This is a genomic window from Arthrobacter sp. TMN-50, assembly GCF_054511125.1.
Genome location: NZ_JBTNDG010000002.1, coordinates 174,124 through 185,483, shown reverse-complemented (window position 1 = coordinate 185,483; position 11,360 = coordinate 174,124). Strand labels below are relative to the sequence as shown.

11 protein-coding genes and 2 tRNA genes are annotated in these 11,360 nt (G+C 59.9%); 4 read left to right on the top strand and 9 right to left on the bottom strand.

Annotated elements, in window-relative coordinates; genetic code table 11:
• Positions 1 to 21: 21 nt before the first annotated feature.
• Complete coding sequence (gene pknB / locus ACX80A_RS04785) at positions 22 to 1,905, top strand: Stk1 family PASTA domain-containing Ser/Thr kinase (protein ID WP_459258540.1); 1,884 nt, start codon at positions 22 to 24, stop codon at positions 1,903 to 1,905.
• Positions 1,906 to 1,936: 31 nt separating this feature from the next.
• Here pknB and ACX80A_RS04780 read toward each other — a convergent pair whose 3' ends face one another.
• On the bottom strand, positions 1,937 to 2,581 hold the full coding sequence (locus tag ACX80A_RS04780) for an anthranilate synthase component II (RefSeq protein WP_459258539.1): 645 nt from the start codon (positions 2,579 to 2,581) through the stop codon (positions 1,937 to 1,939).
• A gap of 261 nt (positions 2,582 to 2,842) precedes the next feature.
• On the opposite strand from ACX80A_RS04780, the gene ACX80A_RS04775 reads away from it, so the two are divergent.
• A complete protein-coding gene (locus ACX80A_RS04775) occupies positions 2,843 to 3,091 on the top strand; it encodes a cell division protein CrgA (RefSeq protein WP_459258538.1) in 249 nt (82 codons plus the stop codon).
• A 204-nt stretch (positions 3,092 to 3,295) separates the two neighbouring features.
• Here ACX80A_RS04775 and ACX80A_RS04770 read toward each other — a convergent pair whose 3' ends face one another.
• Both ACX80A_RS04770 and ACX80A_RS04765 read right to left on the bottom strand, forming a co-directional pair.
• The gene (locus tag ACX80A_RS04770; RefSeq protein WP_459258537.1) at positions 3,296 to 3,904 is read right to left on the bottom strand and encodes a rhomboid family intramembrane serine protease; all 609 of its coding nucleotides are present in this window, start codon (positions 3,902 to 3,904) and stop codon (positions 3,296 to 3,298) included.
• A 268-nt stretch (positions 3,905 to 4,172) separates the two neighbouring features.
• Entirely contained in the window at positions 4,173 to 4,715 is a 543-nt protein-coding gene (locus ACX80A_RS04765) for a peptidylprolyl isomerase (RefSeq protein ID WP_459258536.1), read from the bottom strand.
• A gap of 152 nt (positions 4,716 to 4,867) precedes the next feature.
• Here ACX80A_RS04765 and ACX80A_RS04760 point away from each other — a divergent pair, with 152 nt between their 5' ends.
• Both ACX80A_RS04760 and ACX80A_RS04755 read left to right on the top strand, forming a co-directional pair.
• Complete coding sequence (locus ACX80A_RS04760) at positions 4,868 to 5,734, top strand: hypothetical protein (protein WP_459258535.1); 867 nt, start codon at positions 4,868 to 4,870, stop codon at positions 5,732 to 5,734.
• Between the two features lie 102 nt (positions 5,735 to 5,836).
• Complete coding sequence (locus ACX80A_RS04755; protein ID WP_459258534.1) at positions 5,837 to 6,712, top strand: glycosyltransferase family 2 protein; 876 nt, start codon at positions 5,837 to 5,839, stop codon at positions 6,710 to 6,712.
• Here the strand turns inward: ACX80A_RS04755 and ACX80A_RS04750 are convergent.
• From ACX80A_RS04750 to gyrA, 6 genes are all read right to left on the bottom strand, one after another.
• Positions 6,709 to 7,620 (bottom strand): DMT family transporter, encoded by a 912-nt coding sequence (locus ACX80A_RS04750; protein WP_459258533.1) that lies wholly within the window; start codon positions 7,618 to 7,620, stop codon positions 6,709 to 6,711. The two genes, ACX80A_RS04755 and ACX80A_RS04750, sit on opposite strands and share 4 nt — an antisense overlap.
• A gap of 91 nt (positions 7,621 to 7,711) precedes the next feature.
• A tRNA-Ala gene (locus tag ACX80A_RS04745) sits at positions 7,712 to 7,784 on the bottom strand.
• A gap of 36 nt (positions 7,785 to 7,820) precedes the next feature.
• Complete coding sequence (locus ACX80A_RS04740) at positions 7,821 to 7,937, bottom strand: DLW-39 family protein (RefSeq protein ID WP_459258532.1); 117 nt, start codon at positions 7,935 to 7,937, stop codon at positions 7,821 to 7,823.
• 41 nt (positions 7,938 to 7,978) lie between these two features.
• A tRNA-Ile gene (locus tag ACX80A_RS04735) sits at positions 7,979 to 8,052 on the bottom strand.
• A gap of 86 nt (positions 8,053 to 8,138) precedes the next feature.
• Positions 8,139 to 8,675 (bottom strand): DUF3566 domain-containing protein, encoded by a 537-nt coding sequence (locus tag ACX80A_RS04730; RefSeq protein ID WP_459258531.1) that lies wholly within the window; start codon positions 8,673 to 8,675, stop codon positions 8,139 to 8,141.
• Complete coding sequence (gene gyrA, locus ACX80A_RS04725) at positions 8,672 to 11,293, bottom strand: DNA gyrase subunit A (protein ID WP_459258530.1); 2,622 nt, start codon at positions 11,291 to 11,293, stop codon at positions 8,672 to 8,674. The genes ACX80A_RS04730 and gyrA overlap by 4 nt, the downstream gene beginning before the upstream one ends.
• Between the last annotated feature and the right edge of the window lie 67 nt (positions 11,294 to 11,360).

Sequence of the window (11,360 nt, the reverse complement as noted above, 5' to 3'; positions counted from 1 at the left end):
ATGCAGACAGAAGGCGGACACGTGACCACGGACAGAGTCCTCAACGGGCGTTACGAAGTAGGTGAGCTCATCGGCCGCGGCGGCATGGCCGATGTCTACCTCGGTCGTGACATCCGGCTGGGCCGGTCGGTGGCCATTAAGGTACTACGCCGGGATCTTGCCCGGGATCCGCTGTTCCAATCCCGGTTCCGCCGCGAGGCGCAAGCGGTCGCTGCGCTCAACCATCCCACTATTGTCTCCGTCTACGACACCGGTGAAGAGGACGCTGCTGGACGTTCGGTGGATGACGTGAGAGTTCCATTCATCGTGATGGAATACGTCGCGGGCCGGACACTGCGCGACCTGATCCGGGCGGGCGACCTGTCTCTCGAGCAGTCGGCTGAACACATGGTCGGTGTATTGTCGGCGCTGGAATACAGCCACAAGGCGGGCATCGTGCACCGCGACATTAAACCTGCCAACGTCATGATCACTCCTGAGGGCAATGTGAAGGTCATGGACTTTGGCATTGCCCGGGCCATCGCCGATTCAGCTGCCACCATGACCCAAACGCAGGCAGTCATTGGGACGGCGCAATATCTCTCGCCTGAGCAGGCGCGCGGGGAGACGGTCGACGCCCGCAGCGACCTGTACTCCGCTGGGTGCCTGATGTACGAACTGTTCACCGCACGCCCCCCCTTCATTGGGGATAGCCCCGTCTCAGTGGCCTACCAACACGTCCGGGAAGAGCCGAAGCCGGCCAGTCAGTTCAATCCCGAGGTTTCACCGGCACTCGACGCCGTGCTGCACCGCGCCCTGGAAAAGGATCGTCAAGATCGATACCAGGATGCCGTGGCCTTCCGTTCTGCGCTACAGGCCGCCCGGAAGGGCATTCTCCCAACTACCTCTCCGCACGAGCGCGCCACCGAGGCTCTCTCGACTCTTCCATCGGCGACTGCCAGTGCCGACGACGAGCCGCAGACCCGCGCCATGGCCAAGGTGCTGGCTGGCGGCTCGATGAGCTCTGTGCCCCTTGTTGACGATTATCCCTCGCATCCCCTGCCTCGCACGTCCAGCGACGACCACGATGAGGACGAGGACCGACGTCGGGCAACCAGGCGTGCCTGGACCACGACCTTTTTCATCATCGTGGCTCTGGTCCTCGCCGGCGGAGCCCTCGTGGTGTTCAATCTGTTGAACACAGAGCCTGAAGGTCCTGTCCTGCAGGTTGTCCCGTCTATCGAGGGGATGACTCAGGACGAGGCAACCAACGCCATCTTCGCCGTGGACCTGCGCCCCCAGTTCGAGGAAGACTTCAGCGACACGGTCGATTCGGGGTTGGTCATTGATTCCGATCCCGGGGCCGGTGAAGAGGTCGAACCCGGATCAACGGTCAACGTCACCATTTCTGAGGGACCATCCGACGCCGTCATTCCGGAAGGCATCATGGGGATGACCGAGTCCTCCGCCAGGGACGCGCTGACGTCCGCCGATCTCAGTGGCGGTGACGTCACCGAGGAGAACAGCGCAACGGTTCCCGCTGGCCGGGTGATTTCCACGAATCCCGCGGTGGGTGAATCTGTGCCCGTAGGGTCGGACGTCGACCTGGTGCTGTCCACCGGGCTGGTGGAAGTACCAGGGGTGATCGAATTGCCTGTCGATGAGGCTAGAGCATTGCTTGAAGACCCCGCGAAGGGTCTGACGGTCCGGGTTGTCGAGGTTGAAAACGAGGTAGTCGATCCGGAGATCGTCACCGGCCAGAGTGAGGAGCCCGGTTCGGCTGTCGCACCGGGGACAGAGATTGTCCTCACCGTGGCAATGGAACCGGCTCCGGAGGACGAGCCGACAACCGAACCGGAACCAGCAACAACAAGCCCAACGGCGACTCCAACAGCCACCCCAACGGGAGAGCCCGGGAAACCCTAGCCGCTCGACTGCGGGCTTCCAGGACAGAAACCTAGGTGGAGATCAGCGGGCTCAGCGTCGAGGACTTCGCGGCTGCTCCGACCAGCCCCAAGGATTCAAGCCAGTTGCCGAGCATCCGGTAGCCACCTTCGGTCAGCACGGACTCGGGGTGGAACTGCACGCCGCACAGTGGGGCCGTGCGATGCTCCAACCCCATAATGATGCCGCTGGCGGTGCGCGCGGTCACCACCAGATCCGGCGGGACTACATCGCTGACGGCAGCGAGTGAGTGGTAGCGGGTGGCCGTCAGTGGTGAGGGTAAGCCAGCGAAGATGCTGCCCGCCTCATGCTCCACCAGCGAGGTCTTGCCGTGCATAAGTTCGGGCGCATGGGTCACCGTGCCACCATACGCTTCAGCCAGCGCCTGGTGTCCCAAACAAACACCCAGCATCGGTACCTGGTTAGCGCCACACCACTTGATCAGCTCGATGCAGATTCCCGCGTCTGCAGGTGCGCCCGGACCCGGTGACACCAGCACACCGTCGCGCACCTCGGCGAGGGCAATCGCTTCAGCCAACGTGACGTCGTCGTTCCGCACCACTGTGGTCTCGGCTCCCAGCTCCTGCAGATAACCGACCAGGGTATAGACAAAGCTGTCATAGTTATCGATAACCAGAATGCGGGTGGTTTTGCTCATGATGCAGAATGCCAATCGTTGATTTGTCGAAGCCGAAAAGATGTTGCCTCACCACTGCCCAGTATCGACCGCAGCACTCCTGAAGTCCCGCGCTCGTAGCGTCCGGCACCCCGAGACCGGTTCATTGGTTAGAATTGAGCGGAACCGTGTCGATCACAGTGATCCTCTTCAGGATAACGTGTGTGATCGCCGACAGCCGAGCCCTTGTAAGGGTGAACACTATGGCGAAGCCGGTATGGCTTCAGCTACCTAGGAGGACAAGTGCCCGAGTCGAAGTCCCGTAAGAAGCCGGCCCAGTCCAACACCGCTGCCGCTTCCACCGAACGCAAGCCGAACCCCGTCTGGTACAAACCCGTGATGTTCGGGCTGATGATCCTGGGCCTGCTATGGATTATCGTCTACTACGTTTCCGAAGCACGGTTTCCGATTCCCACGATCGACTCCTGGAACATCCTGGTTGGGTTCGGTCTGGCGATCATTGGGTTCCTGATGACCACCCGGTGGCACTGACCTTATTTCGTGGAGACCCCCGGGCGCGTCCACAACGCGCATTCCGCTCAGTACACACGTTGTGCACTAAGTTATCCACAGGTGTGGGTAACTTAAGTGGTTTAAGGGTCAATTACTGCCGATCGCGGGCCAACGCTTATCCACAGCTGTGGAATTACATGTGTGTAAGTTATCCCCGCTGTTGATAAGCCCTGTGGACAACATTCATCCGAGAGGCAGTTGTACCAGGGTTGACCCGAGGACTGTCAGCCCGACGAGCACCACTGCCAGGCCCGCAAGGCCGCCCCAGTGGATCAGGGTCCGGTTCTCGCCCTTCGGCGCGTAGGCGATGATTGCGGCGGCCGCGGCCCCCGCAAGAAGCCCGCCCAGGTGCGCCTGCCATGAGATCCCGGACACGACAAACCCGAGGACACCGTTGATCGCAATCAAAACCACCAGTTGCCTCACATCGCCGCCCCTGCTGCGCTGCACGATAAACATGGCCCCGAAAAGTCCGAAGACTGCTCCAGATGCGCCGACCACAGGCTGCAGCGGATTGGAGAGTAGCAGTACTGCTACCGACCCCCCGAAGGCGGACAGCAGGTAGAGCGCGAGGAACCTGGCACGCCCCAGCAGCGGTTCCAGCGCCTGGCCCATAATCCACAGGGCGTACATATTGAAGCCAATGTGCAGAAGAAATCCGGTTGAGTGCAGGAATGCTGCACTGAGCATCCGCCATGGCTCGGGAGGGATAAATTCGGAGGTGTAGAGGGGGGCGTACGACAATGCCTCGGTGAGCCCGGGGGTCACCAGTTGCAGCAAAAAAAGCACCACACAGACACCGATGATAGAAAAGGTGAAAATAGGTTTGCCCTGCCTCACCACCCCTCCGAAAACGGTTCGCTGGGTTGGGGCGTTGCGGGCACTTTCCCTGACACAGTCAACACACTGGATCCCGACGGCAGCCGGCCGTTGGCACTCCGGACACGCGGGCCTGCCACACCGCTGGCAGCGGACGTAACTGACCCGGTCTAGGTGTCTGGGGCACACGGGCACTTCCTGTTGCGGCTGATCCGCCGGGATTCCGTATGTCATCGGGGTTTTAGAGCTGCTTGACCGTGATCGACTTGATGACTACATCTTCCAGCGGCTTATCCCGTGAATCGGTAGGGATGGCATTTAGCTGCTCGACGACGCCGCGCGAGGCTTCATCAGTAACATCGCCAAAGATGGTGTGCTTACCTTGCAACCAGGTGGTCGGTACCGAAGTGATGAAGAACTGTGACCCATTGGTGCCGCGACCCCCCTGGATTCCAGCATTGGCCATAGCCAACTTGTAGGGAGCGGTGAAGTCAAGGTCGGGGTTGATCTCATCGTCGAACTGGTAGCCCGGTCCGCCGATTCCCTGACCCAGAGGGTCACCACCCTGAATCATGAAGTCCCTAATGACCCGGTGGAAGATTGTGCCGTCGTACAACGGCTTCGTGGATTCCTCACCGCTCTGGGGGTGAGTCCATGACTTTTCACCGGTTGCGAGACCAACGAAGTTCTGCACGGTCTTTGGTGCGTGGTTCCCGAAGAGGTTGACCAAAATGTCACCAAGGTTGGTATGGATAGTTGCTTGTGCTGTTGCAATAACTGTCATCTGGCTATTCTTTCACGGAGCCCCTGATAAACCGCTGAGAACGACCTGTTCAGCGCACAGTGAAAATTGCCTTGAAGACGGTGACCGAATAGCACGTGAAAGCGTTAGCACGTAGGCTGACAGTCAACAGCCACTATCCCCGGGAGGCAGATGTGAAGAAGAACAAACGTATGACCCGCGACCTCGAGAAGAGTGTCGTCGCCAGTGCCGAAGCCGCACGGGATTGGGCTACGCCACGCGTGGACGCCGCCTATAACTGGGTAGCACCACGTATCGAAAAGGGCTACGGATCAGCGTCGCCCCGGATCCAGCATGGAGTGCAGCGTGCCGCCCACGGCATCTCTGACGGCATCTCCACCATCACCCCGCGCCTACAGGACAGCCTGGATAAGGTTGCTCCCCGCATCTCACAGGTCGTGGACTCCACTACCCCCCACATCCAGAAAACATTGGATCGGGCGGCACCAGCGATTACGAGCGCGCGGGACAAGGTAGTCGATGACTACCTGCCAACCCTGTCCTATAAGCTTGGCGATGCGGCCGATTCTGTGTCTCGTTCATTGTCCAATGCGACGATCCCCGAACCAATCAATCGGGCCGTCACGCGGGTGACCGGTGACAAGAAAGCTGTCAAAAAGGCCCAGAAGGCTGCTGCTGCAGCGGCCCTGAAAGCGTCGCGTGATCTGAAGAAACGGCAGAAAAGCGGCAGCAAGGGTTGGTTGATCTTCGGCATTATCGCTGCAGCCATTACTGCGGGCGTGGCGGTCTGGCGGGCGTCCAAGCCAGTCGAGGATCCTTGGAAGACCCCAGTCAAGGTGGAAACCAGGCCTACCGGCGAGGCGGAGCGCGCAAAGGAAGCCAAGGATGTTGTTGCCGACATCAAGGAGGCCGCTGACCGAGCCGCCGCTAAAGCTGGCGACACAGCAGACGAAGCGTCAGATGCGGCAAAGTCCGCCGGCACCGCGACTACCGGAAAAATTGCTGATGTGGCAGAAGAGGCGAAGGACGCTACCAAGTAGCGTCGAAGGTTTCGCGGTAGGGGAAGGCGGTTCTTCGGAACCGCTTTCCCCATTTAAAACGCCTGAGGCGGGATTACGAACAGCAGTGGTAGATTTACGGCCGTGCACCCCTTGAAGAACACCGTCTCCATTGTCGTTCCGGCGTACAACGAGGAAAGCGTCATCAGGCAATGCTTGATCGCTGCCATTTACCAGTCCGTACCTGCCGACGAAATTCTAGTGGTTGATAATCTCTCAACGGACGGCACAGCCCATATCGTCAGCCAGATGCAGTTGGAGTACCCGGAGAGCCCGATCAAACTGCTGGAGCAGTCAGCGGAGCAGGGCCTCATTCCTACTCGGAACTTTGGCTTCGACAGTGCAACCGGGGACATCATCGGTCGAATAGACGCGGATTCTGTGCCGGAGCCCGATTGGGTCGAAAAAGTGCTTGCCGGTTTTATGGACCCCGAAGTGGCTGCCGCCACAGGACCGGTGGTCTACTACGACATGCCAATGCGCCGCTGGGGACTTCTGGCCGATGACAAGCTACGGCAACTGGTCCTCAAGCTGGCCCGGAATCAGTATCATTTCCTGTTCGGTTCCAATATGGCGATCCGGCGCTCGGCCTGGGAACGGATTCGTGGGTCCACGTGCCGTGACGCGGCCGATGAGATGCACGAGGACATCGACCTCTCATTGCATCTCGCTGAGCATGACCTGATCATCCGTTACCTTCCGACTATGGTGAGTGGGATGTCAGCACGCCGGCTCGAGGATTCGCCGAAGGATTACCGCTACTACGTGACTCGATTCGATCGCACCTACAAGGCTCACAGCATCAACAAACGGATCCTCAAGGTCCCCCCGCTGATCTTCATGTCCATCTACTATCCGGCGAAAATGATTCGCGCTGTCCACTCCGCGCGCAGCCCCCAGAGTGTTCGGCGCGGAGGCACGGCTCGGCCCCTCACCGATGATGAGGGAACCCTGTCCTAAGAGCCGCCCATCGCGGGTGGAGGCACCGTCTCCACCGCTGCCCGCGCGCGGGCACGCCCGGTTGCCTGACCACGCACCACTATCGCCAGACCCACCAGGATCAGCAGTAGTCCCCCATACGTTCCGGCTGGCAACTGTTCGTTCAAAAAAACTGCGGCAAGCAATGCGGCACCAGGGATTTCAAGCAGAATAATCATTGAGACAACGAGCGGACTCATCACGGCCAACAAATGATTGAATACCGTGTGACCCATCAGTTGAGCCACCAGGGTGACGGCGATGATCCCCGCCCAGGCCGCAGGCGAGAATCCGGTCAACGGTTGCTGGAACGCGATGCACATCAGGAGCAGGATCGCCGCGCATCCGCCATAACATAGCGTTGTGTAGGTTCCGGTGGACATGGTCTTCCGGGCGCTCGCCCCGGCCATCTGATAGACCCCCGCCAGTGCCCCGCCAGCAAGAGCCAGACCATCCCCCAGGATCGCGTCCCGGGACAGCGTCAGGTCAAACCCTGTAATTACGACGACGCCGGCCAGCGCCACTCCTAGGCCTACGATAACCCTGGTAGTGGGCCTCGTGCCCTGGATTGCGTTAAACAACGCTATCCAGGCCACCTGCAGGCAGACCAGTGCCGTGGCCGCGGCCACGGAGGTCAGCTTCAAAGCTGTGATGAAGCAGGCGAAGTGCAACGCCAAGGAAGTCGCAGCTACAGCGAGGCGGAGGTAGTCAACGCGTCGCAACGCCCTAAATTCGTGCCGCTTGGAGAAAGCCGCAGGTCCGCCCATGACCAGTGCACCGATGGCGTTCCGCCAGAAAGCGATAGCTAGGGCGGGTGCCACCGTCGCCGCCATAATAGGCCCCGATGCCGCCACACCAAGAACCCCAAGAATCGACAGGAAGATGATCACCCAGTAACACTAAGCCACCCGGTGCGCTACGGTTAATCTTCTCTTTAAACGAAAAGGACCCGGCCGACAGACCGGGTCCTTTTCATTTCGGTGGAGGCACGGGGACTCGAACCCCGAACCCCCTGCTTGCAAAGCAGGTGCGCTACCAATTGCGCCATGCCCCCGAACGATTGCCTCAATGGCAACCTCACCAGTATAGCTTAGTCAACCGTGTCGGTTGCCTTGCTCCATACCGCCTTATCCCTTTCGGATTCCTGCCACCTTTTATAGGCGAACGCACTTGCGACTGCTGCTGCGATTACCAACAACTTTTTCACAGTGTTCCTCCTATCGCAGTTACCTGCGGCTGGTAGGTCCGTGGGCGTACCAGGACTTGAACCTGGGACCTCTTCGTTATCAGCGAAGCGCTCTAACCGCCTGAGCTATACGCCCCGAAGCCTGTTCGGGCCGAAACACGACTTTACAGGAGTATCTCGGCAATCATCAAATCGTCCCGAACCGGGCTTATCCTCGGGTGATCAATCGTCGGTGAGAGTAACGCCAATTCCGCCAACCAAGGTCGACGAAATGTTGTACAGCACTGCCGACAGCATGGCTAAAGCAGTCAACAGCACCACGTTCACGACGGCGATAATCGTTGCAAAAGAAACCACCTGTCCCAGCGAAGCAAACTGGCGGAGGTCAAACCCTCCGCTTTCGGAACCAGCAATCTCGCGCAGCAGGTCATTCACGCCGTCGAAAATCCCCGTGAGGTCCAGCACAGTCCAGATGACGATTGCAGCAACTACTGTCACAATTCCCAGAGCAACCGATAGCAGGAAAGACATCTTGAGGACGGACCAGGGGTCCACCTTGCTTACCAGAAGTCTCGCCTTGCGCGCTTTGGCCTTCGGGGCTGGTTTCACCAGACCGGGGCGTGTTGCGCCCGGGCGAGTGCCCGGAGCTGGACCAGACGGCCGCTGGGTTGGCCGCGCGGGAGCGTTCACTCGGGGCCCGGTACCGGTCTGCTTGACCGATCCTCCGGTTGCCCGTGGGTTTGAGTTGGGCGAGCTCACTCGGTACCTCCATTATCTGGTGACTGTGCTTCCCGCTCAGCCGTTTCTTCTGACGTCAACGGTACTTCATCGGTCTCTGGGTTATCGGATTCGATACCTCCAGTCACCTGATCCGCTACACCGTCCTCCACCGTCAGTCCCCGCTCACTGTTGCGTGCGACTGCAATGATGCGGTCCTTCTTATCCGGCTTCGCAAAGATCACGCCCATGGTGTCGCGGCCCTTGGCTGGTACGCCGGTAACCGCTGAGCGGACCACCTTGCCGCCGCCCATCACCACGAGCACCTCGTCCTCTTCCTGAACGATGAGTGCCCCGACCAGGTCTCCGCGTTCCTCTGCGAGCTTGGCAACCTTGATCCCCAGGCCACCTCGACCCTGTACCCGGTATTCCTCGACCTTGGTGCGCTTCGCGAAGCCGCCCTCGGTCACGATGAACACAAAGGATTCATCGGTCACGACGTTGGCGGCCAGCAGTTCATCGTCGTCCCGGAACTTCATCCCGGTAACACCGGATGTTGCCCTACCCATCGGGCGCAGCGCATCATTCGTCGCTGTGAAGCGAAGCGACTGACCCTTCCGGGAAACGAGCATCATGTCATCGCTCTCGGAGACCAGTTGTGCGGAGACCAACTCGTCCCCGTCGCGCAGGTTGATCGCGATAACCCCGGCTGTGCGGTTCGTGTCGTAATCTTCCAACCGGGTCTTCTTCGCGAGACCCCGTTTGGTCGCGAGGACGAGATAGGGAGACTGCTGGTAATCCCGCAGATCAAGAACCTGTGCAATCGATTCGTCAGGCTGGAAGGCGAGAAGGTTGGCAACGTGTTGACCCTTGGCATCCCGCCCGGCCTCAACCAACTCGTAGGCCTTGGCCCGGTAGACCCGTCCCAGGTTGGTGAAAAAGAGCAGCCAGTGATGGGTGGTGGTGACGAAGAAGTGCTCCACGACGTCGTCCCCGCGGAGCTGAGCTCCCTTGATGCCCTTCCCGCCCCGCGCCTGCTGACGGTAGTTGTCGCTGCGGGTCCGCTTGACGTAACCGCCGCGAGTGATGGTGACAACCATCTCCTCCTCGGGAATCAGGTCTTCCATGCTCATGTCCGAATCGAAGCCCATCAGGATTTCGGTGCGCCGGTCATCGCCGTGCTTGTCGACAATCTCGCGGAGTTCGGTGGAGACAATATCGCGTTGCAGCTGATTCGAGGCCAGAATTTTCTGGTATTCGGTGATTTCCGCCTCAAGTTTGGCGTGCTGGTCCTGTATTTTCTGGCGTTCCAGAGCGGCCAGGCGACGCAGTTGCATGTCAAGAATCGCCTGGGCCTGGATTTCGTCAATCGCCAGCAAACCCATCAGGCCGTTGCGGGCGTCCTCAACAGTTGACGACCTGCGGATCAGCGCGATGACCTCATCGAGCGCGTCGAGTGCCTTCAGCAGACCGCGCAGAATATGGGCTGCCTCTTCGGCTTTCCGCAACCGATACTGGGTTCGCCGGACAATGACCTCAAGCTGGTGGGTAACCCAGTGCCTGATGAACGCGTCGAGGCTGAGAGTACGGGGGACATCATCGACGATGGCCAACATGTTGGCGCTGAAATTGTCCTGAAGCTGGGTGTGCTTGTAAAGGTTGTTCAGTACTACCTTGGCGACAGCATCCCGCTTCAGGACGATCACCAGGCGTTGGCCGGTCCGGCCGGATGTCTCATCGCGAAGGTCGGCGATGCCACTGATCTTGCCGTCCTTGACCAGATCGGCAATCTTGATGGCCAGGTTGTCGGGGTTTGCCTGGTACGGCAGTTCGGTGACAACCAGGCAGGTGCGACCCTGGATTTCCTCAACATTGACCACGGCCCGCATCGTGACCGACCCCCGGCCGGTCCGGTAGGCGTCCTCGATACCCTTGTGTCCAAGAATCTGAGCACCGGTCGGGAAATCCGGGCCCTTGATGCGCACCAGGAGTTCTTCAAGGAGTTCCTCCTTGGTGGCGTCGGGGTTTTCCAGATACCACTGGACGCCCGAGGCAACTTCACGGAGGTTGTGCGGGGGAATGTTGGTGGCCATGCCGACGGCAATGCCTGACGATCCGTTGACCAGCAGGTTGGGGAACCGGGCCGGGAGGATGGTCGGCTCCTGGTTCTTGCCGTCGTAGTTGTCCTGGAAGTCGACGGTTTCCTCGTCGATATCGCGAACCATCTCCATCGCGAGCGGTGCCATTTTGGTTTCGGTATACCGGGGGGCTGCCGCGCCATCGTTGCCGGGAGACCCGAAGTTACCCTGCCCAAGAGCCAGTGGGTACCGCATCGTCCAGTCCTGGATCAGGCGGACCAAGGCATCGTAGATCGCGGTGTCACCGTGGGGGTGATACTGCCCCATGACCTCGCCCACCACGCGGGCACACTTGTTGAATGAGCGGTCCGGACGGTAACCGCCGTCGAACATCGCATAAAGAACCCGCCGGTGGACTGGCTTGAGCCCATCCCGGACGTCGGGCAGGGCGCGGCCAACAATGACTGCCATCGCATAATCCAGGTACGACCGCTGCATCTCTGTTTGCAGGTCGACTTGCTCAACTCGATCGGAGAGGACCCGTCCTTCGAGGGGAAAGTCGGGTGTTTCTTCGTCGCTCATTCGTCAGTTCCGTTCAGTGTCTAGGTACCAAAGCCGTTGGAGGTAAGCAGCGACAGCCGTACGTCGC